General features: G+C 59.3%; 20 protein-coding genes. 9 read left to right on the top strand and 11 right to left on the bottom strand.

What is annotated here, in order from left to right:
- Window positions 1-149 precede the first annotated feature (149 nt).
- The 3 genes from asmA to udk all read right to left on the bottom strand — a co-directional run bounded on the left by asmA (window position 150) and on the right by udk (window position 3,375).
- Window positions 150-1,982, bottom strand: a complete 1,833-nt coding sequence (gene asmA, locus ACMGG9_RS06490; RefSeq protein WP_033650604.1) for an outer membrane assembly protein AsmA — start codon at window positions 1,980-1,982, stop codon at window positions 150-152.
- A gap of 44 nt (window positions 1,983-2,026) precedes the next feature.
- On the bottom strand, window positions 2,027-2,608 hold the full coding sequence (dcd, locus tag ACMGG9_RS06485; protein ID WP_019454407.1) for a dCTP deaminase: 582 nt from the start codon (window positions 2,606-2,608) through the stop codon (window positions 2,027-2,029).
- Window positions 2,609-2,733: 125 nt separating this feature from the next.
- A complete protein-coding gene (gene udk, locus ACMGG9_RS06480) occupies window positions 2,734-3,375 on the bottom strand; it encodes a uridine kinase (RefSeq protein WP_033642454.1) in 642 nt (213 codons plus the stop codon).
- 232 nt (window positions 3,376-3,607) lie between these two features.
- Between udk and ACMGG9_RS06475 the strand changes: the two genes are divergently transcribed.
- Window positions 3,608-4,237 (top strand): phosphatase PAP2 family protein, encoded by a 630-nt coding sequence (locus ACMGG9_RS06475; RefSeq protein WP_033650603.1) that lies wholly within the window; start codon window positions 3,608-3,610, stop codon window positions 4,235-4,237.
- 46 nt (window positions 4,238-4,283) lie between these two features.
- On the opposite strand, the gene apbC is transcribed toward ACMGG9_RS06475, so the two are convergent.
- On the bottom strand, window positions 4,284-5,396 hold the full coding sequence (gene apbC / locus ACMGG9_RS06470; RefSeq protein ID WP_033650602.1) for an iron-sulfur cluster carrier protein ApbC: 1,113 nt from the start codon (window positions 5,394-5,396) through the stop codon (window positions 4,284-4,286).
- Window positions 5,397-5,555: 159 nt separating this feature from the next.
- Here apbC and metG point away from each other — a divergent pair, with 159 nt between their 5' ends.
- The 8 genes from metG to sanA all read left to right on the top strand — a co-directional run bounded on the left by metG (window position 5,556) and on the right by sanA (window position 15,313).
- Window positions 5,556-7,583 carry a methionine--tRNA ligase gene (gene metG / locus ACMGG9_RS06465; RefSeq protein ID WP_033650601.1) on the top strand — a complete coding sequence of 676 codons (2,028 nt, stop codon included), beginning with the start codon at window positions 5,556-5,558 and terminating at the stop codon, window positions 7,581-7,583.
- 224 nt (window positions 7,584-7,807) lie between these two features.
- Window positions 7,808-8,875, top strand: a complete 1,068-nt coding sequence (locus ACMGG9_RS06460; protein WP_033650600.1) for a sugar ABC transporter substrate-binding protein — start codon at window positions 7,808-7,810, stop codon at window positions 8,873-8,875.
- A gap of 131 nt (window positions 8,876-9,006) precedes the next feature.
- Window positions 9,007-10,221 carry an MFS transporter gene (locus ACMGG9_RS06455; protein ID WP_414161994.1) on the top strand — a complete coding sequence of 405 codons (1,215 nt, stop codon included), beginning with the start codon at window positions 9,007-9,009 and terminating at the stop codon, window positions 10,219-10,221.
- A 138-nt stretch (window positions 10,222-10,359) separates the two neighbouring features.
- Complete coding sequence (locus ACMGG9_RS06450) at window positions 10,360-10,767, top strand: CidA/LrgA family protein (protein ID WP_033642448.1); 408 nt, start codon at window positions 10,360-10,362, stop codon at window positions 10,765-10,767.
- The gene (locus ACMGG9_RS06445) at window positions 10,764-11,459 is read left to right on the top strand and encodes a CidB/LrgB family autolysis modulator (RefSeq protein WP_033650597.1); all 696 of its coding nucleotides are present in this window, start codon (window positions 10,764-10,766) and stop codon (window positions 11,457-11,459) included. The genes ACMGG9_RS06450 and ACMGG9_RS06445 overlap by 4 nt, the downstream gene beginning before the upstream one ends.
- Window positions 11,460-11,596: 137 nt before the next feature.
- Complete coding sequence (gene cdd, locus ACMGG9_RS06440) at window positions 11,597-12,481, top strand: cytidine deaminase (RefSeq protein WP_197776222.1); 885 nt, start codon at window positions 11,597-11,599, stop codon at window positions 12,479-12,481.
- Window positions 12,482-12,702: 221 nt separating this feature from the next.
- Window positions 12,703-14,400, top strand: a complete 1,698-nt coding sequence (locus ACMGG9_RS06435) for an NAD-dependent malic enzyme (RefSeq protein ID WP_004938945.1) — start codon at window positions 12,703-12,705, stop codon at window positions 14,398-14,400.
- A gap of 169 nt (window positions 14,401-14,569) precedes the next feature.
- Window positions 14,570-15,313 carry an outer membrane permeability protein SanA gene (sanA, locus tag ACMGG9_RS06430; protein WP_004938948.1) on the top strand — a complete coding sequence of 248 codons (744 nt, stop codon included), beginning with the start codon at window positions 14,570-14,572 and terminating at the stop codon, window positions 15,311-15,313.
- A gap of 125 nt (window positions 15,314-15,438) precedes the next feature.
- Here sanA and ACMGG9_RS06425 read toward each other — a convergent pair whose 3' ends face one another.
- The 7 genes from ACMGG9_RS06425 to folE form a co-directional block, all read right to left on the bottom strand.
- Window positions 15,439-15,831 (bottom strand): tautomerase family protein, encoded by a 393-nt coding sequence (locus tag ACMGG9_RS06425; protein WP_099783537.1) that lies wholly within the window; start codon window positions 15,829-15,831, stop codon window positions 15,439-15,441.
- 228 nt (window positions 15,832-16,059) lie between these two features.
- Complete coding sequence (gene mglC, locus ACMGG9_RS06420) at window positions 16,060-17,070, bottom strand: galactose/methyl galactoside ABC transporter permease MglC (RefSeq protein ID WP_033642445.1); 1,011 nt, start codon at window positions 17,068-17,070, stop codon at window positions 16,060-16,062.
- An 11-nt stretch (window positions 17,071-17,081) separates the two neighbouring features.
- Window positions 17,082-18,590: a galactose/methyl galactoside ABC transporter ATP-binding protein MglA gene (gene mglA / locus ACMGG9_RS06415; protein WP_004938959.1), complete on the bottom strand. Its 1,509-nt coding sequence runs from the start codon at window positions 18,588-18,590 to the stop codon at window positions 17,082-17,084.
- 99 nt (window positions 18,591-18,689) lie between these two features.
- Complete coding sequence (gene mglB, locus ACMGG9_RS06410; RefSeq protein WP_033650594.1) at window positions 18,690-19,682, bottom strand: galactose/glucose ABC transporter substrate-binding protein MglB; 993 nt, start codon at window positions 19,680-19,682, stop codon at window positions 18,690-18,692.
- A gap of 265 nt (window positions 19,683-19,947) precedes the next feature.
- On the bottom strand, window positions 19,948-20,985 hold the full coding sequence (gene galS, locus ACMGG9_RS06405) for an HTH-type transcriptional regulator GalS (RefSeq protein WP_414161993.1): 1,038 nt from the start codon (window positions 20,983-20,985) through the stop codon (window positions 19,948-19,950).
- 127 nt (window positions 20,986-21,112) lie between these two features.
- Entirely contained in the window at window positions 21,113-22,285 is a 1,173-nt protein-coding gene (gene yeiB / locus ACMGG9_RS06400; RefSeq protein WP_042784037.1) for a DUF418 domain-containing protein YeiB, read from the bottom strand.
- 79 nt (window positions 22,286-22,364) lie between these two features.
- On the bottom strand, window positions 22,365-23,030 hold the full coding sequence (gene folE, locus ACMGG9_RS06395) for a GTP cyclohydrolase I FolE (protein WP_004938969.1): 666 nt from the start codon (window positions 23,028-23,030) through the stop codon (window positions 22,365-22,367).
- Between the last annotated feature and the right edge of the window lie 37 nt (window positions 23,031-23,067).

The following is a 23,067-nucleotide window of genomic DNA, read 5'->3' as shown; positions in this document are numbered from 1 at the left end:
GCGCTCAAGCGCACAGTAATAGCAAAACTGGCCCCTACTCTGCACAAACTGAGCAGAGGTCTTCATGACATTCATCAAGGTAACGGAGAGAAATTATCGCGGGAACCTCGATATTGACGCGGGCCACACTGTGGCCCGCATCGGAGGGATTACAGCTTGTCGAGCAGCTTCTTCAGATCCTGACCTTCGCGCGAATCCTTGTTCTTTTCAGCCCATTTGTTCAGCGCATCTTTAGCCCGATCCTGCAGCGTTTTACGCAATACCTGATCGACCTGCAGTTGATAGTTGAGCTGTTGCCACGGCCCATAGACCCGCAGCGGGATCGGCGTTTTTTGCAGTTGCTCGATCAGCTCGCCGCGCCCTTGCCATCCGCCGGTGACGCGCACGTTAAGCGCCATATCGCACTGTTTGCCCGGCATATCGATGCTGCCGGCGCCGGTCAGCGCCAGCAAAGGAGAATCCGCCGTCAGACCGCTGAGCTTGATCGTGCCCTGATTCAGACTGGCCTGCGCCGAGACGTTTTTGACCTCGGTATAACGCTGATAGCTGTCTTGCCCGCGCACGCTGTTATCGTTGCGCGCCACAGCCTGCTGGATCAGCTGCTGAATGTTCAGGCCATGCAGCTGCGCATCCTGCATCGCCAGCTGCGCCGTACCGCGCCAGCGGCGCTCAAATGACTGTGAAGAGAGGCGATCGCCGGTCAAATCCCCTTTCATGCTGAATTTGCCGGTCAACATCTGCGGCATGTCGAAGGCTTTGAGCACCGTGCCCAGTTCAACCTGGTTCAGCGCCGGCTGCACGCTGATCACCGGTTTATTGCCGCGCGCGTCCAGCGAGCCCGGCAAGGAGAAATCACCGCCGGCCAATTGTCCGGCGAGTTTATGCAGCGTCAGCAGTCCGCGTTGGTTGTCCGCCACGACGGCCAACTGAGAGACGTTCATACCGCGATAGGTCAACTGCGCGGCCTGCAGATTCAACTGCGCATTGAAATCGCGCAGCGCCTCTAAATTCTGCTGCCGATCGTCAACCTGGCTGGCGATCACCGGCGCGGAAGTCACGGCAGGTTGTTCGGCGGTATTGGTGCTGGATTGCCAGCCGGAGAGCGCATCGAGATCGAGGTTAGCCGAATTGAGGTTCACCACATAGCCGGGCACCGCCCCCAACGTGGCGCTGATATCGCCGGTCAATTGGCTGTTATTGGCGCTGACGCTCAGCTGGCTGACGGCAATCTGCGCCGGCGTCTGCTGATAGACCACCTGCGCATTGCCCTCTCCCTGAATACCGCCGTTCGGAATATCCGCACCCGCCAGTTGATAATTGAACTGGGTGACTTTGGCGCCAATCTGGCGAGGGAACTGCTGCAAGTCGACATCGGCCGCCATGCTGAAGGTCAGGTCGCGCTGATCGCGGTTGACCCGGCTGGAAAGTTCCAGCTGCGCCTGTCGCGTCTGCGTTTGTTGCAGGGTGAGATTGATATCCCGGACATTGATTTGCTCATTGTCGGCGCGCTGCCAAATCAGCAGACTGTCCACGACCCGCAGATTATCGATATCGAACTTCCAGGCCGCATCTGCCGCGTCTGTGCCAGTGCCGGCCGGCGCGATCGGGGCATCCATCTGCGAATGCTCTTCGCTATCGGGCGTGAGGCGAATGACGGCGTTTTTCAGCATCACCTGTTTCACAAACAGCTGATGCGACAGCAGAGGCAACAGTTTGACATCGAGGCGCATATTTTCCGCGCTCACTACCGGCGCTTTCGCGCCCGGCGCGGTCAGCGTCATGCGCCCGGCCAAAATGCTGAGCTGCGGCCAGATATGCCAGCGCAGGTCGCCTTCGAGCGTCAGCTGATAGCCGCTCTTCTGCTCGACCTTTTTGACCATGTAACCGCGAAAATCATTCGGATTGACCAGCAGTACCAGCGCGGACATCCCCGCCACCACGACCACCAGTAAAATCGCCAATGTCGTCAGTAATCTTCTCATGCCACCCTCTTGTCAGCGCCACACCGACGGTGCATCCCGCGCCGTTAGTCCTTGTCGATTCGACTGGCTACTGCGCCCTGCTGATCGCGATACTTCGCGTCCTGCCGGCTGTTGTATGGCCGGGCCGCCGGGCCGGACAACGGTTCAAAGCTCAAGGCCCCGATCAGCATGCCCGGCCGCAGCGCCAGCGGCAGCTTGCCGGAGTTGTAAAATTCCAGCACGATGCGTCCATGCCAGCCCGGATCGATACGGTGCGCAGTGACGTGCACCATCAACCCCAGGCGCGCCAGAGAAGAACGGCCGTCGAGCCAACCCACCAGATCGTCCGGCAGCGTCACGGATTCGAACGTCACCGCCAGGGCCAGCTCGCCGGGATGAAGGAAAAACGCCTCGCCTTCCGGCAGGACAATCTCGTCGCTCATCACGCGATCCAACGCGGCGCTGACTTCGTCTTTCGGCCCGCTGAGATCGATAAAAGGCGCGGTATGGCCGCTGAATACGCGGAACTGGTTGCCCAAACGGACATCTACTGTGGCCCCGTTGATGCGTTCGAGCGGCGGACGCGGGGAAATCACCAGTTTCTCGCTATCCAGCCAGGCTTCTATATCGCGGTCGCACAGTCTCATGTCTCTCTTCTCCATCAAAACGCGTAACTAAACAAAAATTGCCACACAACGGGCGAAAGGTCTACGCCGGGGTGCAAATAGTTGGCCACCGGCCGGAAATACACATTTCCGGCCATTAAGCGGCATTATTCAAAGAATTGGCTGATTTTGGCTTTCAGAATATCGATCGCGATGCGGTTTTTGCCACCGCGCGGGACAATGATATCGGCGTATTGTTTGGAAGGTTCGATAAACTGCAGGAACATCGGGCGCACGGTCTTCTGGTATTGCGCCATCACCGAATCCATCGAGCGGCCGCGCTCGTTGACATCGCGCTTCATGCGGCGCATCAGGCAGATATCCAGCGGCGTGTCGACGAAGATCGAGAAATTCATCTCCTGGCGCAAGCGGATATCCGTCAGCAGCAAGATCCCTTCCAGAATAATGACTTTTTTAGGTTTCAGGTGGACGGTTTCTTTCTTGCGCGTGTGCTCGGTGTAGCTGTACAGCGGCAGTTCGATCGCTTTGCCCGCCTTCAGCATCTGCAAATGCTGGAACAGCAGGTTGTGATCCATGGCGCTCGGGTGGTCATAGTTGGTTTTGACCCGTTCTTCCATGGTCAGGTGACTCTGGTCTTTATAGTAACTGTCTTCTGGAATAACGCCGATGTGCTCATCGCCGACCTGCTCGCGGAGTTCGCGGTACAACGTGCTGGCAATAAGGCTTTTTCCGGAGGCAGATGCGCCAGCTATACCAATAATGACGCACTGATGCGGATTGTCAGTCATAAAATTAAAGACCTGATTTCGTAATGTGAAGGGAGGGAACTAAAACGCGACAATTATAGGGAGTCGTCGGGGTTTGCGCCACTGTATATTGCGCGACGGCGGGCGAATTCAGGCTATCGCGCCCTACCGGCGATATGACATTTTAAGAATCTCACGGCTAGGGCAATGCCCCGCAACAGGTTACACTCCTGCGCTGACTTAGGGACCCCGTAGTCTTTCATCGGAGAATGATGTGCTGGATTGGTATTTTTTGACTTTTTTCGGCGACAGCATGCTGCTGCTGCCCTGCGCGCTGATTCTTTTTTTATTGCTGCTCGCATCGCCCGCCACCCGCGTTGCAGGCTGGCAATGGGCGCTGATTTTCGGTTTCACCGGCGGGCTGGTCTGCCTGTCCAAGTTGGCCTTTATGGGCTGGGGCATTGGTAGCGCAAGTTATGACTTCACCGGATTCAGCGGCCATTCGGCCCTCGCCGCGAGCATCTGGCCGCCGCTGCTTTGGGCTTTAACCGGTCGATTTTCCCATCCGGTGCGCAGCATCGCGTTGTTGACCGGGTGGATATTGCCTTTCACCATCGGCGTGTCGCGCCTGGAAATCCGCGTGCATTCGGTATCCGAGGTCATCAGCGGGCTGATTTTAGGCTACCTGGCCAGCGCACTGTTTTTATGGCTGCAGCGAGGGAAAGCGCGACCACAGCTGGCCTGGCCGCATTTGGCCATCGCGCTGGCCTTGCCGTTGGCGCTGATGGGGCAGCGGCAGCCGGCCCCCACTCAGGGATTGCTGGAACATATCGCCAAAACGCTGGCGCAGATCGAACGCCCTTATACCCGTGCCGACCTGCACAGGCCGACCCCTACCCCATAAAAAAAACCCGGCGTTTAAGCCGGGTTCTTGCATTGCGAAAGGCTGATTACAGCGCGCGGAACGCAATCTCCGTCGGGATCGCCTCGCCCTGCCAATACATCTGCGCAGCCACACGGCCGGCCAATTGACGATACATGTCGGCGAATTCGCTGTCCGGGCGGCTGATCACCGTCGGCGTACCGCGATCCAGATCTTCACGCAGCGAGATATGCAGCGGCATCTGCCCCAGGAGACGGCTGTTATATTTCTGCACCAGCTTCTCGGCGCCGCCGGTACCGAAGATCGGCTCATGGTGGCCGCAGTTGCTGCAGATATGCACGCTCATGTTCTCGACAATGCCCAATACCGGCACATGCACTTTCTCGAACATTACGATGCCTTTGGCGGCATCCAGCAAGGCGATATCCTGCGGCGTGGTGACCACCAGCGCGCCGGTCACCGGAATGTTCTGCGACAGCGTCAGTTGGATGTCACCGGTGCCCGGCGGCATATCCAGCACCAGGTAATCCAGATCCGGCCACAGCGTATCCTGCAGCAGCTGCATCAACGCCTTGCTGGCCATCGGGCCGCGCCACACCATGGCGTTGTCGTCGGTCACCAGATAACCGATGGAGTTGGTCGCCAGCCCGTGCGCCATGATCGGCGCCATGTGCTGCCCGTCCGGCGAGGTCGGCCGCTCGTGTTCGGTGCCCAGCATGTTGGGGATCGACGGGCCGTAAATGTCGGCGTCCAGAATGCCGACCTTGGCCCCTTCGGCGGCCAGCGCCAGCGCCAGGTTGACGGCGGTGCTGGATTTCCCCACTCCGCCTTTGCCGGAGCTGACGGCGATGATGTTGCGCACGCCTTTGATCCCGGCCTGCGCGTTGGCGCGCTTCAGCGTCGTGATATCGTGTTTCAGCTTCCAATCGATGGCGCCGGCGCCGGTCACGCGCAGCAGTTCGGGGCCGACGCTCGCCTGCAGCGCTTCAAAACCGCTCTGCCAGGCAAAGGGCATCGTCAGTTCGATATGCAGTACATCGTCCAGCAACGCGCAGTGATGGATAGCCTTCAATGCGGTCAGGTTGTTTTTCAACGTCGGGTGTTCAAAGGCGGCCAGTACACCGGTCACCAGGGCGCGCAGAACTTCGGGGTTGGTCTGCTCAGGGGATTTTGCGTTCATCCCGGCTCCTTGATTTTGAATGGGTAGCTTCCGGCTAAGCATACCAGAACTGCGCGGCGGCTGGCGCGTATAACCTGTAAGAAACCGCCCTAGCAGCGAAGGGCGCGATCGGTTAACATCGAAGGCCCTTTTATTCATTACAGAAAGCAAGTTCTCACTATGGCTCAAGTCGCGAAAAAATTATTGGTGACGTGCGCGCTACCGTACGCAAATGGTTCCATCCATCTCGGCCACATGCTCGAGCACATCCAGGCGGATATCTGGGTGCGTTACCAACGAATGCGCGGCCACGAAGTGCATTTCATCTGCGCGGACGACGCGCACGGCACGCCGATCATGCTGAAAGCGCAGCAACTGGGCGTTAAACCGGAAGAAATGATCGCGGAGATGAGCCAGGAGCACCAACAGGATTTCGCCGGCTTTGGCATCAGCTATGACAACTATCATTCGACCCATAGCGATGAAAACCGTGAGCTGTCCACCCTGATTTACAGCCGCTTGAAAGAAAACGGGTTTATCAAGAACCGCACCATTTCTCAGCTGTACGATCCGGAGAAAGGCATGTTCCTGCCGGATCGTTTCGTGAAAGGCACCTGCCCGAAATGCAAATCGCCGGACCAGTACGGCGACAACTGCGAAGTGTGTGGCGCCACCTACAGCCCGACGGAACTGATCGATCCGAAGTCCGTGGTTTCCGGCGCGACGCCGGTGATGCGCGACTCCGAGCACTTCTTCTTCGACCTGCCGGCCTTCAGCGAAATGCTGCAGGCGTGGACGCGCTCCGGCGCGCTGCAGGAGCAGGTAGCGAACAAGATGCAGGAGTGGTTCGAATCCGGCCTGCAGCAGTGGGACATCTCCCGCGATGCGCCTTACTTCGGCTTCGAAATCCCGGATGCGCCGGGCAAATACTTCTACGTCTGGCTGGACGCGCCGATCGGCTACATGGGCTCCTTCAAGAACCTGTGCGACAAGCGCGGCGATCTGGACTTCGACGAGTTCTGGCGCAAAGACTCCACCACCGAGCTGTACCACTTTATCGGCAAGGACATCGTCTACTTCCACAGCCTGTTCTGGCCGGCGATGCTGGAAGGCAGCCAGTTCCGCAAACCGAGCAACCTGTTCGTGCACGGTTACGTGACGGTGAACGGCGCCAAGATGTCCAAGTCGCGCGGCACCTTCATCAAGGCCGGCACCTACCTGCAGCACCTCGACGCCGATTGCCTGCGCTATTACTACGCCGCCAAGCTCTCTTCACGCATTGACGACATCGATCTCAATCTGGAAGACTTCGTGCAGCGCGTCAACGCCGACATCGTCAACAAGGTGGTGAACCTGGCTTCGCGCAACGCCGGCTTTATCAACAAGCGCTTCGGCGGCAAGCTGGCCGACACCCTGGCCGATCCGGCGCTGTACCAGACCTTCGTCGACGCGGCCCAGAGCATCGCCGAAGCCTACGCCGCCCGCGAGTTCAGCCGCGCAATCCGCGAAATCATGGCGCTGGCCGATCTGGCCAACCGCTATGTGGATGAGCAGGCGCCGTGGGTGGTGGCGAAGGAAGAAGGCCGCGACGCCGATCTGCAGGCCATCTGCTCGATGGGCATCAACCTGTTCCGCGTGCTGATGACTTACCTTAAGCCGGTGCTGCCTTCGCTGACCGAACGCGCCGAAGCGTTCCTCAACGCCGAGCTGAGCTGGGACGCGATCCCGCAGCCGCTGCTGGGCCATCAGGTGAACGCGTTCAAAGCGCTGTTCAACCGCATCGATCTGGACAAGGTCAACGCGATGGTCAGCGCCTCGAAAGAAGACATGGCCGCCGCCAAGCCGGTGACCGGCCCGCTGGCTGACGATCCGATCCAGGAAACCATCACCTTCGACGACTTCGCCAAGGTTGACATGCGTATCGCCCTGATCAAGAGCGCCGACTTTGTCGAGGGCTCCGACAAGCTGCTGAAGCTGCAGCTGGATCTGGGCGGCGAATCGCGCCAAATCTTCTCCGGCATTCGTTCCGCTTACCCGGACCCGAAAGCGCTGGAAGGCCGTCTGACCATCATGGTCGCCAACCTGGCGCCGCGTAAAATGCGCTTCGGCGTGTCAGAAGGCATGGTGATGGCGGCAGGCCCAGGCGGGAAAGAGATCTTCCTGCTGAGCCCGGACAGCGGCGCGCAGCCTGGCATGCAGGTCAAGTAATCGCGCAGATGCGCGGCGTAGGGAGGGTCGAGCTTGCTCGGCCCTTTTTTATTGCCCCAACCCCCACGTTATAAGCATGAAGAAAAAGTCATAACCGCCCTGATTCCCCTGCCCGCCGCATCCGGCTATGATGCTCCGAAACCCAAAATAGACGTCCAGACAGAAAGACTGCTATAACAGACCTTCACCGGGATCGTTTCCCTGCTTTTTTGGAGCCTATAATAATGAAAAACCTCAAGACTTCGCTGCTCGCCCTCAGTCTGTTGTCCGCCCTGCCGCTGCAGGCGGCGGAAAACGCCGCCGTACCCGCCGCCATCGCTCAGCATCAGGGGCCGGTGCGCATCGCGGTGATCCGCAACCTCGGATCCGACGACAACACCACGCAATTTTTGGCGGGCGCCATTCAGGAAGGGCGCAAGCTGGGCTTCAAGGTGGATACCTTCCTCAGCAACGGCGACGACGCGCGCTTCCAGGACTTCGTCAATCAGGCTATCAGCCAGAAATATGACGGCATCATTCTCTCGCAGGGGCGAGCCCCCTATTCCACTGAACTGGTCAAGCGCGTCGCGGCGGCCGGCATCGCCGTCGCGGCTTTCGATACCGACGTCAGCGGCAGCGTTCCCGGCGTCACCGTCTCGCAGCAGGACGACGCTTCACTGGCCAATGCCTCCTTCGGCCAACTGGTGAAGGATTTCAACGGCCAGGCCAATATTGTCAAACTGTGGGTGGCCGGCTTCCCGCCGATGGAGCGCCGTCAGGCCGCTTATCAGCAGTTGCTGAAACAGCATCCGGGCATTCATGAGCTGGAATCGATCGGCGCGGTCTCATCCGACGTACAGGGCGATACCGCCAACAAGGTGGGCGCGGTGCTGGCGAAATACCCGAAAGGCAAGATCGACGCCATCTGGGGCACGTGGGACGCCTTTACCCAAGGGGCTTACAAGGCGTTGAAAGAGAACGGTCGCACCGAAATCAAGCTGTACAGCATCGATATCTCCAATCAGGATTTACAGCTGATGCGCGAGGCCGGCAGCCCGTGGCAGGTCAGCGTGGCGGTGGATCCGAAGCTGATCGGCGCGGTCAACCTGCGCCTGGTGGCCAACAAGATCGCCGGGGAAAGCACGCCGGACAACTATCAGTTCAAAGCGGCGGTCATTCCGCAGGCGCTGCTGCTGGCGCAACCGGGGCCGGTCAACGTCGCCGGCCTGGCGAAGATCATCCCCGGCTGGGGCAGCAGCAGCGATTTCGTTCAGCCGTGGTTCGCCACGCTGCAGGCCGAACACGGTAAATAATGCTGTTTTTCACGAGGCTGCCGACGCAGCCTCTGTTTTTTAGATAAATATCGGCAGCCCCCTTCCGTCCCCGCCAAAATGCGCTATGTTATCTGCATCGCCCAATAACTGTATGCATAAACAGGTTTAGAATGAAGGGATTCCCCTCGCTGATCAACGTACTGCTGGCCAGTTCGCTGGTGTTGACCATCGGCCGCGGCGTCACGCTGCCGTTCATCACCATCTACCTCACGGAGCACTTCCAGCTGTTGCCGAAAAGCGTGGGCGTGATCCTGGGCGTCAGCCTCACCCTCGGCATCATCGCCAGCCTGTACGGCGGTTATCTGGTGGACAAATTCAGCAAAAACCGCCTGATCCTGCTGTCGATTTTATTGTTCGCGCTGAGTTTCTTCGCCATTCCCTGGATCCCGCGTCCCGGCGGCGTGATCGTGGTGCTGGCGATCCTGCATACCTGTTATTCGGTGCTGAGCATCACCATTAAGGCCTGTTTCGCCGATTGGCTGCCAGTCGAGCAGCGCATCAAGGCTTTCTCAATCAACTACACGCTGGTCAACGTCGGCTGGGCGATCGGCTCTGCGCTCGGCGTTCTGGTGGCCGGGCTGAGTCCGCTGCTGCCGTTCTACCTGTCAGGCGGCCTGGCGCTGGCGACGGTGGCGGCGCTGAGCCTGCGCTTGCGCGCTGGTGAACCGCGCCCGGCACCCAGCGCCGCCGCACCGGCCGCGCTGGCCAACTTCCGTCAAACGCTGGCCATCTTGCGCAGCGATCGACGGCTGATCTACTTCACCCTCGGCAGCACGCTGGGCGCGGTGGTGTTCGGTCAGTTCACGGGCTATCTGTCGCAGTACCTGATCACCGTCTCCAGCGCCGAGTTCGCCTACAAAATCATCGGGTTGGTGATGATCGTCAACGCCGGTATCGTCATCGCCCTGCAATACCTGCTCAGCCGCGGCATGCGCCAGGAGAATATGCTGCGCTGGCTGGCGCTGGGCACGCTGTTTTTCATCGTCGGGCTGCTCGGTTTTATGGTGGCCGGCCAGGCGGTCTGGCTATGGCTGGCGGCGATGGCGGTGTTTACCTTAGGCGAGATCATCGTTATCCCGGTGGAATACATGTTCATCGACTTTATCGCGCCGCCGCACCTGAAAGGCAGCTACTATGGCGTACAGAACCTCAGCGCATTGGGCGGCGCCATCAACCCGGTGCTGTGCGGGGTCATGCTCAGCTACGCCGCGCCGCCGCTGATGTTCGTGATGCTGATCGTCGCCGCGCTGCTCAGCCTGCTGTTTTTCTTCCTCGGCCATCGTTTGGCTGAACGTTCTGCGGCAACGGCCGAAGACGCGCGCTGACCCTGCCTGCAACTCTCAAAGCAGGATGTCAACCCGCCGATCGCGCATGGCAGGCATAGCGAGAATTCATAGTGCGATCTGTGGCGTGGCTCACAGTTTAATTGTATGATGAATGCGTCAGTTAAACGGGAAAAGACAATGGCCAACGTGCTCACACTGTGCTGGAAATACCTCAGGGCCCTGCTCCTCATCTACCTGTGTCTGTTCGTCGGCAACGCAGTGGCGGCGCTGCTGCCTTTCGCCATTCCAGGCAGCATTATCGGCATGCTCTTGCTGTTCGCGCTGCTCTCCACCCAGATCCTGCCGGCCAAATGGGTTAAACCCGGCTGTCATTTGCTGATCCGCTACATGGTGCTGCTGTTCGTGCCGATCGGCGTCGGCGTGATGAAATATTACGACCAGATCGTCGCGCATCTGGGCCCGCTGGTCATTTCTTGCCTGATCAGCACGCTGATGGTGCTGGTGGTGGTCGGCTATACCTCACACTATTTTCACCGCGAGCGGCGCATTGCCGGCAAGCCCGACGACACGGAGGGCAACTCATGATCCATGAAATCTGGTGGTCGCTGCCGCTGACGCTGGCGGTCTATTTCGCCGCGCGCTGGCTGGCGCGCCGGTTGAACATGCCGCTGCTCAATCCGCTGCTGGTGTCCATGGCGGTGATCATCCCGCTGCTGCTGCTCAGCGGCATTTCCTATGAGCGCTACTTCCAGGGCAGCAGGATCCTCAACGATCTGCTGCAGCCGGCGGTCGTCGCGCTGGCCTTCCCGCTGTATGAGCAGTTGCACCAAATCCGCGCGCGCTGGAAGTCGATTATCACGGTGTGCTTCATCGGCAGCCTGACCGCCATGATCAGCGGCGGCGCCATCGCCCTGTGGTTGGGCGCCACGCCGGAAATCGCCGCCTCTATCTTGCCGAAATCGGTCACTACGCCGATCGCGATGGCCGTCGCGGACTCGCTCGGCGGCATTCCGGCGATCAGCGCGGTTTGCGTTATTTTCGTCGGCATCCTCGGCGCCGTGTTCGGCCACACGCTGTTCAACCTGTTGAAAATCACGACCCCCTCGGCGCGTGGCCTGGCGATGGGCACGGCTTCCCACGCGCTGGGTACTGCGCGCTGCGCGGAGATGGACTATCAGGAGGGCGCCTTCGGCTCGCTGGCGCTGGTGATCTGCGGCATCATCACCTCGCTGCTGGCGCCGTTTGTGTTTCCGGTGCTGTTGCATCTGTTCGGTTGATCAGGATGAAACTTGCGATACATCTCGCATTTACGCCTTTTATTGCATTGATTTCATCATTTAAGAGATATTGATCACACTTTAATGTCTCTGGCCTGCCTAGAATGTGATCCCGTTAACCTGTAGAGAGACCTTCCATGCATCCGCGTTTTCACACCGCATTCAGCGCACTGCCCGCGACACTGCAATCCGCCCTGCAGCCCTATCTGGACGCGTCCGACTTTCCGGCGATGTTCACGGCCGAGCAAGCGGCGGCGATCCGCTCAGGTTGCGGGTTGGACGATGACGCGCTGGCATTCGCGCTGCTGCCGCTGGCGGCGGCCTGCTCGTTAACCCCGATATCGCATTTCCACGTCGGCGCCATCGCGCGCGGGCAAAGCGGCAATCTCTATTTCGGCGCCAATATGGAATTCAGCGGCGCGCCGCTGCAGCAATCCGTACATGCGGAACAAAGCGCAGTGACTCACGCCTGGCTGCGCGGCGAAAAAGCGCTGGCCTCGATCACCGTCAACTATACGCCGTGCGGCCACTGCCGCCAGTTTATGAATGAGCTGAACAGCGGCGGCGCGCTGCAAATCCGTTTGCCTGGCCGCGCGCCGGCCACGCTGGCGGACTATCTGCCGGACGCCTTCGGCCCGAAAGATCTGGATGTCGCTTCACTGCTCATGGACGAGGTCAATCACGGGCATCAACTGCCGCTGAACGATGCGCTGACGCAAGCGGCGCTGGCGGCGGCCAACCGGAGCCACGCGCCGTACAGCAACGCCCACAGCGGCGTGGCGCTGGAAACGGCAGACGGCAGCCTCTACGCCGGCCGCTATGCGGAAAACGCCGCTTTTAACCCGAGCCTGCCGCCGCTGCAAGCCGCGCTGATCCTGCTGAACCTCTCCGGCGGCGACTGCCAGGCTATCCGTCGCGCCGTCCTGGCCGAACCGCAGGACGCGAGCATCAGCCAATGGGACGCCACCCGCGTCACCCTGGCGGCGCTGGGTTGCCAAAACGTCAGCCGCGCCGCCTTCTAAGCGCACGACGGCGGGGCCATCCGGTTCCGCCGTTAACAGCACCGCCCGCCAAATACAATGCCCCGACGCCGCCAGAGACACTTTCTTTAGTTAAAAAATCATTTGATTGTCGATAATTACGCCAACCTGGTTCATCATCGGGCAACAAATGCTGTACATCTTCTCTTTATCTTTTAGGATCGTCGGCAATACAGTTATCTGATACGTGAAGAGTAAAACTGATGGAACTAGAATACGAAAGCAAACGCCCGCTCTACATCCCTTACGCCGGCCCGATTCTGCTGGAATTTCCGCTGCTGAACAAAGGCAGCGCTTTCACCGAGGAAGAACGTAGCCACTTCAACCTGCACGGCCTGCTGCCGGAAGCGGTGGAGACCATCGAAGAACAGGTGGAACGCGCCTACCGTCAGTATCAGGATTTCAAGAACGATAACGATAAGCACATCTACCTGCGCAACATCCAGGACACTAACGAAACCCTGTTCTATCGCCTGCTGGACTCGCACCTGAGCGAGATGATGCCAATCATCTACACCCCGACCGTCGGCGAGGCCTGTGAGCACTTCTCCGATATCTACCGCCGCGCGCGCGGGCTGTTCATCTCCTACCCGAACCGCGATCGCATCGATGACATGCTGCAAAACGCCACCAAGCAGAACGTCAAGGTGATCGTGGTGACCGACGGCGAACGCATTCTCGGCCTGGGCGACCAGGGCATCGGCGGCATGGGTATTCCAATCGGCAAGCTGTCGCTGTATACCGCCTGCGGCGGCATCAGCCCGGCCTATACCCTGCCGGTAGTGTTGGACGTCGGCACCAACAACCCGCAGCGCCTCAACGATCCGCTGTACATGGGCTGGCGCCATCCGCGCATCTCCGGCGAGGAATACCACGCCTTCGTCGAAGAGTTTATTCAGGCGGTCAAACGCCGCTGGCCGAACGTGCTGCTGCAGTTCGAAGACTTCGCGCAGAACAACGCCACCCCGCTGCTGAACCGCTACCGCGACGAGATCTGCTGCTTTAACGACGACATCCAGGGCACCGCCGCGGTCACCCTCGGCAGCCTGATCGCCGCCAGCCGCGCCGCCGGCAGCCAGCTGCGCGATCAGACCGTCACCTTCCTCGGCGCCGGTTCCGCCGGCTGTGGCATCGCCGAGCAGATCATCGCGCAGATGAAGTCCGAGGGGTTGAGCGAAGACGAAGCGCGCGCCCGCGTATTCATGGTTGACCGTTTCGGCCTGCTGACCGACAAACTGCCGAACCTGCTCGACTTCCAGAGCAAGCTGGTGCAGAAGAGCGACAACCTGGCCGGTTGGGAAACCGCCAGCGACGCCATCTCGCTGCTGGACGTGGTGCGCAACGCCAAACCGACCATTCTGATCGGCGTTTCCGGCCAGCCGGGGCTGTTTACCGAAGAGCTGATCCGCGAGATGCACAAGCACTGCGAACGTCCTATCGTGATGCCGCTGTCCAACCCGACCTCACGCGTGGAAGCCCGTCCGGAAGACATCATCAACTGGACCGACGGCGCCGCCCTGGTCGCGACCGGCAGCCCTTTTGCGCCGGTAAGCTACAAAGAGCAGCTGTACCCGATTGCTCAGTGCAACAACTCCTACATCTTCCCGGGCATCGGTTTGGGCGTGCTGGCCTCCGGCGCCACCCGCGTCACCGACGCCATGCTGATGGCCGCCAGCCGCGCGCTGGCGGATTGTTCGCCGCTGGCGACCGACGGCCACGGCGCGCTGCTGCCGAATATCGACGATATTCAGGGCGTATCCAAGTGCATCGCCATGGAAGTGGGCAAAGCGGCGCAGCTGCAGGGTGTGGCGATCGTCACCTCCGAAGACGCACTGTCGAAAGCCATCGAGCACAACTTCTGGCGGCCGCAGTACCGCAGCTATAAGCGCACCTCGTTCTGATTGACGCGCTGAAATGACCCAGCCCGGCTCCGCCGGGCTTTTTTGTGCGGTAAAACCGCCGAAAAATGCGGCGACGCGCGTGCTTCAGGCGGTTCGCGTCTTGCGTCGGTCGGTCAGGTAAAGTAGCCTTGATCCATCTTTTTCAGCCCGGCGCGCGTAAGGCAACAACATGTGGAAACGCCTGATAATCAGCCTGTTCATCATCATTGCGGTGTTGATGGGCTCGGCTATTGCGCTCGATCGCTGGATCAGCTGGAAAACCGCGCCTTACGTCTACGACGAACTGCAGGAATTACCGCATCGCCAGGTCGGCGTAGTGCTCGGCACCGCCAAGTATTATCGCACCGGCGTGATCAACCAGTACTACCGTTACCGCATTCAGGGAGCGATCAACGCCTATAACAGCGGCAAGGTGAAATACCTGCTGCTGAGCGGCGACAATGCCCAGCAAAGCTATAACGAACCGATGACCATGCGCCGCGATCTGATCGCCGCCGGCGTGGCGCCGAGCGATATCGTGCTGGATTACGCCGGCTTCCGCACCCTGGATTCCATCGTGCGCACCCGCAAGGTGTTCGACACCAACGATTTCATCATCATCACCCAGCGCTTCCACTGCGAGCGCGCGCTGTTTATCGCCCTGCACATGGGCATTCAGGCGCAGTGTTACGCGGTGCCGTCGCCAAAGGACATGATGACGGTGCGCGCCCGCGAGATCTTCGCCCGTCTGGGCGCGCTGACCGATCTGTACATCCTCAAGCGCGAGCCGCGCTTCCTCGGCCCGCTGATCCCGATCTCCGCCATGCACACCGTGCCGGAAGACGCCCAGGGTTATCCCGCCGTCTCGCCGGAGCAGTTGGTGGAACTGGAGCACAAGCTGAAAGAAGAGAAGCAGAAAGCCAAACAGCCTTAATCACCCGAGCTCAGGACTTTACACTCTCCCCTGCGCAATACGCTAAAAAGGCACATCATTCGAGTCACGAACGCCGAATGATTTCCGTTCAAAAGCAGGAAGCACTCTCTGCGTAGGCCCATACGTTATTGTGACATAGAAAGCGGCGATGCCCTTTTGCCGCCGCCGAATGAACTATTCAAACGATCCAGTTCAATGAAAAGGACCATCAGATCATTGCTGTCCAGTCCAATCAGGGCGAGTTCCTGTACCAGTGATTGCAAGAGCAATTGTTTGCGGGCATCAGGGGAACCAGAGGAAAGCATGGCTTCAATCAACACGAAGTTGGCGCTGCGGGGCGAATCCAGGTCGGGATATGTTGGATCCACATATAAATCGTCTTCCCCAAGACTGATAAAGCGCTGGAATTGATCGTTCGCAGGATAGCCGGTTTTTACTACCGCCGCGTGAATAGCTGATGAAATTCTTTTCTTATCAAGCGTATTACGACTTTTCAGCGTAATGGTAAATACAGGCATAGTTTGCTCCCCGGAAACGGTAGGTAAAACCAGTTTACTGACTTCATACCGCGTTGGTAGCCCGAAAACTGTGTCGCGCTGTAACCAATCCAACCTAAGATCAGGCGATATCCGAGATACCCCGGCAGCCATTGCCAAATAATGCCTTACTGTTTTTGCTGCGCCCTGCCTCCCAGAATGCAACAAGGCCGGCAATAGGCCGGCCTTGTCGTCTCTGCTGCGGTAGATCTACTTCTTCTTGGCGTATTTCAACGAGTCCAGCGCCACGGCGAAGATGATGATGCTGCCCTTGATGATGTACTGCCAGTACGGGTTGATGCCGATATAGGTCAGGCCGTAGTTGATGACGGTAAAGATGATCACCCCGGTCACCACGCCCCACACCGTCCCCACCCCGCCGGCAAACGAGACGCCCCCCACCACGCAGGCGGCGATGGCGTCCAGCTCATACATAAAGCCGAGGTTGTTGGTGGCGCTGCCGATGCGCCCCGCTTCCAGCAAGCCGCCGAAGGCATAGAACACGCCGGACAGCGCATAGATCATGATCAGGTTCAGCGGCACGTTGACGCCGGACACTTTGGCCGCTTCCGGGTTGCCGCCGATGGCGAAGATGTTCTTGCCGAAGCGGGTCTTGGTCCACAGGATCCAGACGAAAATGATGGCAATCAGCGCATAGAAGGTGATGTACGACAGCTTGAAGTCGCCGAAGCGCAAGAAGCCTTGGGCAAAGGTGGAGAACTTCGGATCGAAGCCCGCGACCGGCGACGCGCCGACCGAATCGTAATACAGCGAGTTGATGCCGTAGACGATGATCATGGTGCCCAACGTGGTGATGAACGGCGTCACGTTGAGGTAGGCGATAATCAGGCCGTTAACCAGGCCGATCACCGCGCCGACCGCACACACCAGCAGGATGACCACGGGAATCGACCAGGTTTCCATGTGCGGGAACACTTTGTTGACGTTATCCATCGACTGCAACAGCGTGGCCGCCACCACCGCCGCCAGCCCCACCTGCCGCCCGGCGGACAGGTCGGTGCCCTGGGTCACGATCAGCCCCGCCACGCCCAGCGCGATGATGATGCGCACCGAAGACTGCGTCAGGATATTGCTCAGGTTCATCAGGCTGAGGAAAGTGGGGTCCTGAATGATGATGATGGCCAACAGCACCAGCAACACCACGTAAATGCCGCCTTCCTTGAAATAGGTAAATAAGGTTTTTTTATTTAGCGCGTTCATAATTCGAATCCTTAAAGGTGCAGGGAGGCGAGACGTAAGATTTCATTTTGCGAGGTCTGTTTGGTGTTAACGATGCCCGCAACCTGACCATTGCTCATCACCAAAATACGGTCGGTGATCCCCAAAAGCTCCGGCATTTCGGACGAGACGATAATGATCCCCTTGCCCTTCTTCGCCAGCTCGGTCATCAGCTGATAGATCTCGAACTTGGCGCCCACGTCGATGCCGCGCGTCGGTTCATCCAGCATCAGGATCTCCGGCTGCGTCAGCAGCCAACGGCCGATGATCACCTTTTGCTGATTGCCGCCGGACAGCGAGCCGATATGGGTGTGATGCCCCGGCGTTTTCACCCGCATGGCGTCGATCACCCACTGGGTGTCACTCTTCATCCGCGCGTTGTCCAGCAGGCCGAGCTTGTTTTTATAATTGCGGATGTTGGAGATCAGCGAGTTGAAACCCACGTCGAGGTAGGCGTAAATCCCAGTGGATCGCCGCTCTTCGGTCACCAGCGCGAAACCGTGGTTAATCGCTTCGTTGGCGCTGTGGTTGTCGATCGCCTTGCCGTGCAGCTTGATAGTGCCCGCCACCTTCTCGCGAATGCCGAACAGCGTCTCGACGATGTCGGTGCGCTTGGCGCCCACCAGCCCGGCGATGCCGAGGATCTCGCCCTGGTGCAGATCGAAGGACACATCGCGGATCGAAGGCTGGCGCAGCGACGTCAGGTTCTTCACCTCGAGGATCACCTCACCCGGCGTGTTCTGCCTGTCGGGGAAACGCTGGCTCAGCGAGCGGCCGACCATCATGGCGATGATCTTGTCCATATCCAGCCCTTCCAGCGGCTGGGTGGCGATCCACTGGCCGTCGCGCAGTACCGTTATCTCGTCACACAGCTGGAAGATCTCTTCCATCTTGTGCGAGATATAGACGATGCCGCAGCCGCGCTCTTTCAGCTTGCGGATGATGGTGAACAGGTGATTGACCTCTTTCTCCGTCAACGAAGAGGTCGGTTCGTCCATGATGACGATCTTGGCGTCATAGGAAAACGCTTTGGCGATCTCGATCATCTGCATCTGCGACACCGACAGGTTGCCCACCTTTTCGCGCGGGTTGATGTCGATATCCAGCTCGTCGAAGATCGCCTGAGTGTCTTTGAACATCTTGTCCTGATCGACGAACAGGCCTTTGGTCGGGTAGCGTCCCAGCCACATGTTGTCCATCACGGTGCGCTGCAGCACCAGGTTCAGCTCCTGATGCACCATGGAAACGCCGTGCTCCAGCGCTTCCTTCGAGCTCTTGAAGTCGATTTCCCGGCCCTGAAATACAATGCTGCCGCTGTCTTTTTTGTAAATGCCGAACAGGCATTTCAACAACGTCGATTTCCCCGCGCCGTTCTCCCCCATCAGGGCGTGAATGGAGTGCGGACGGACGCGTAAATTGACATTGTCCAAGGCTTTGACGCCGGGAAATGACTTACAAATATCCGTCATTTCCAGCAAAAATTCGCGTGAGCTATCGGCCATAAATACACCTGGCTTAACGATCTTGCAGTCGTAAACATCCCCGCCGGCGGTATCCCTGGTGTTGGCGCCGCAGGCGGGATCTTAGCGGGATCTCAATTCTTATTTAATGAACTGAGACAGGTTGTCTTTATCTACGCCGACGTAAGGGATACGCACGACTTTATTTTCGATTTTATATTGGGTGCCTTCGGTGGCCGGTTTGCCCGCCGCCAGGTTTTTCGCCAGCTCGAAGGTGGCCTTCGCCTGATTGTCGGCGTCATTCAGCACCGTGCCCGCCATCGCGCCGGATTTCACCAGCGCCAGCGCTTCAGGCAGCGCATCCACGCCGAACACCGGAATACTGGTCTTGTTGTGCGCTTTCAGCGCTTCCACCGCGCCCATCGCCATGGCGTCGTTGTTGGCGATCACCACTTCGATCTTGTTGGCGTTCGGGCCGGAGAGCCAGGCGTCCATCTTGTCTTTCGCCTGCGCGGTATCCCACATCGCGGTATCCAACTGCAGCTGTTGGGTCTTGATGCCTTTCTCGTTCAGCGTTTTCACCACGTAGGTGGTGCGCGCTTCGGCATCCGGGTGGCCCGGCTCGCCCTTCAGCAGCACGAATTGGATCTGGCCGTCTTTGTTCAGATCCCAGGCCGGATTGGCTTTCCAGTGTTTGGCGATCAGTTCGCCCTGGATCACGCCGGACTCTTTGGAATCGGTGCCGACGTAATACGCCTTGTCATAGCTGTCCAGCGCTTTGCGGGAAGGTTCTTTGTTGTAGAACACCACCGGGATATCGTTTGCGCGCGCCTTATCGATAACCACCGGCGCCGCGGCCGGGTCGACCAGGTTGATCGCCAGCGCTTTCACGCCCTTGGCCAGCAGCACGTCGATCTGATCGTTCTGTTTGGACTGATCGTTCTGCGAGTCATTCATCAACAGGGTAACGTCCGGTGACGCCTTGGCGTCTTTCTCGATCGCTTTGCGCACCACCGACATGAAGTTGTCGTCGTATTTGTAAATCGTGACGCCAATACGGGTATCAGCATGGGCTGCGGCGCCAAACATCATGGCAGCGGCCATGGCGGCCAGGGTGAAAACCTTCTTATTCATTGTCAATCTCCGGTTCTGTGTAGGGTATTACTCGTCTTTGAGCCAATGGTCACCGGCAGTGCGCGCACCCCAGGCCAGGCGATTTCCACTCAACACCTGTCGTCCGTGGATCTTGTTATTTCCGAGAAATGCTGTGTCAGCGCGAGATAAACGGTTACAGCGGCAAGGGCCTTTGCGCCTGAAAACGCCTAGAGCATAGACGGCGTGATGTTAATATTCTGTGAATTTTCTCACAGATTGAAAACGGTTACACAAGATTAAATCGTCAGAGAGTGACCGTCGCCTCACTTTGCCAGGGGGCGACAGAATGGCGCCGCACCAGCGTCGGCATGAACAGATGGCTCGCCTGCGGCTCCGCCAGGCCTGCTGCGCCCTGTAATGCCAGCTCGGTCGCCAACATGGCCATCGAAACGATCGGGTAACGCACCGTGGTGAGTTTGGGGCTGGTGTAGCGCGCGATAGGAATGTCGTCGAAGCCGATCAGCGAGAAATGCTGCGGCACCGTGATACCGTTTTCTTTCAGCACCGCCATGGCGCCGGCGGCCATGGCGTCGTTGTAGGCGAACACCGCGCTCAGCTGTAAATTGCGCCCCAGCAGCTCGACCATCGCCGCCTCGCCGCCCTGCAGATCGGGCGAACCGTACGCGCGCCAGCTGTCGGGCGTCGCCAGCCCGGCGGCGGCCATCGCCTGCGCATAGCCTTGCTGACGCAGCGGCCCGTCTTCGATCGGGTGATTGGAGCCCAGATAACCGATGCGCCGATGGCCCTGCGAGAGCAGAAGACGCATCGCCATGTCAGCGCCACTGACGTTGTCCAGCCCAACGCAGCGCGGCTCATAGCCGGGGATAATCCGATTGATCAGCACCATGCCCGGCACCTGCTCCAGAAAGCCGATCAGTTCGGCGTCGCTCAGGGCTTTGGCGTGAACAATCAGGGCGTTACAGCGCTGACGGATCAGCACTTCGATCGCATGGCGCTCTTTATCCGCCTGATGATAGCTGTTGCCGATCAGCAGATACTTGTGGTGTTTCTGCGCCACCGTGTCTACCGCTTTCACCAGCGCGCCGAAGAATGGATCGGACACGTCCATCACCACCACGCCCAGCGTATCGCTGCTTTGGGTCGCCAGCGCCTGTGCATTGGCGTTGGGGCGGTAGCCCAGTTCCGCCACCGCCTGCAGCACCTGTTCGCGCGTCTCTTTGCTGGTCAGCGCGCTGTGATTGAGCACGCGAGACACGGTCGCCACGGAGACGCCGGCGCGTTTCGCCACGTCGCGAATAGTGATCGGATGAACTGGAGGCATGCGGGATCCTGAAATCGGGGTAGTGGCCGGTGGCGCTATCCTACCCCGATTGACCCGCAGCTCTGCGTGAATTACGTCACAGGAAAGAAAACGTTTACATACATTTTTTTAACCTGCCGATGGGCGCTCACTTCAGCGCTTTGGATTCCGTTTCACCGGCGGCCATCTGCGTCAATTTGCGCCACAGCCATTCCATCGGCCCCTGTTCGAAGTAACGCAGCCACAGTGCGGAAAAGACCAGGTTGACCAACCAGACCAGCGGCACAAACGCCAACAGCTGAAGCCGGTCGAACTGCTCATAGAGGCCAAAGCGATAAAACAGCGTAGTGCAGATCAGCGTTTGCAACAGGTAGTTGCTCAGCGCCATGCGCCCCACCTGGCTCAGCCAGTGGGCGATGCGCAGGCGCGACAGCGCGGGCCAGAAACCGTAACACAGCGCCAGATAGCCCAGCGCCTGCAGCGGCGCGCCCAGCTCGCGCGGCACCTGCAGCAGGAAACCGCTCCAGCGATAGTCCCAGTGCACCTGCCATTGCAGCGCCACCGCCGGCAGTTGGATCAGCACGGACAGCGGCAACAGCCACGCCGCCTGCCGCAGGTAATAGCCGGAGGAATAGCTGCCGCGCAGCCAGCCGCTGCGCATTAGCCCGGCGCCGAACAGCATCAGCCCCGCCAGCTCCCAGCCATACTGCGCACCGATGGCCAGCAGGCTGGACGAGAGCAGATCGGCGCGGCTGCGCCAGGCTTCGAAACCGCCCTGCAGCTTCCAGAACTTCTCGTACTGCAACTCCGCCACGCCCGGCTGCCAGAAGCTGCCCGGTTCACCGTGCGAGACAAAACCGAGCAGCAGCAGCACCGCCACGCCAATCAGGTAGAGCACCACGCCGGTTTTCAGCAGTTGGAATGTGTCTTTGGCTTCGCGGATCATGCGCCAGCACACCAGGCCGATCAGCCCGTAGGCCAGCAGAATATCGCCGTCCCACAGGAAGATGGCGTGCGCGAGGCCGAACAGCACCAGCCACGACAGCCGCGCGCGGATCCAGCTTTTGCCGCGTCGCAGCAGCATTTGCAGCCCGGCGCCGAACAGCAGTGCGAACATCGCCAGGAACTTGGCCTGGGCGAAGAGATCCAGCAGCGCCCAGGTCCAGGCGTCGCGCGATGACGGCATCCCCAGATAGGCCGGATTGAGGTAGGCGGCCTTCGGCAAGCCGAAGGCGCTGATGTTCAGCAATAAGATGCCGAGGATGGCGATGCCGCGCACGCAGTCCAGCGTGGCGATGCGCGGCAGAGGATGACTGTTCATTTTTTATCGCTGTCTTCCGCTCATGAAAAAGGCGCCCGCAGGCGCCTGTTGTCGTTTTGCGAGTCGCCCCGCAACGCCATCACCCCTGGTGATGGCGCACCGCGCGCAGGAACTCCTGGCGGGTATTTTGGCTGGACTTGAACAGCCCCCCCAACGAGGTGGTGGTGGTGGCGCTGGTCGCGTCGCGAATGCCGCGCGCTTTGACACAATAATGGACCGCATCGATCGATACCGCCACGTTATTGGTGCCGAGCAGGGTCTGCAGCGCGACCAGGATCTGCTGGGTCAGGCGCTCTTGCACCTGCGGGCGCTGGGAGAAGAACTGCACAATGCGGTTGATCTTCGACAGACCGATCACCGAGTCTTTCGGGATATAGGCCACGGTGGCCTTGCCGTCGATGGTGACGAAGTGGTGTTCACAGGTGCTGGTCAGCGTGATATCGCGCACCGTCACCATCTCATCCACCTTCATTTTGTTCTCGATGACGGTGATTTTCGGGAAGTTGGCGTAGTCCAGACCGGAGAAGATCTCGTCGACATACATTTTGGCGATGCGATGCGGCGTTTCCGCCAGGCTGTCGTCAGACAGATCGAGATTCAGCAACTGCATGATTTCGGTCATGTGCTCTTTGATGCGACGCTTGCGCGTTTCGCGATCCAGCACTTCCCCGCGCAGCGGTGTCTCCAGACCACGCTCTTCCAGTGCCGCATGCACCAGCGCGGCTTCTTTACTTAATGATGTCATGTATTTGTTCTCCTGCGGACGGAACCCGCCGGCGGCC

It is taken from the genome of Serratia sp. BNK-10, from assembly GCF_047456065.1.
Classification (GTDB): domain Bacteria; phylum Pseudomonadota; class Gammaproteobacteria; order Enterobacterales; family Enterobacteriaceae; genus Serratia; species Serratia ureilytica.
This window is presented reverse-complemented; position numbering and strand designations above follow the sequence as displayed.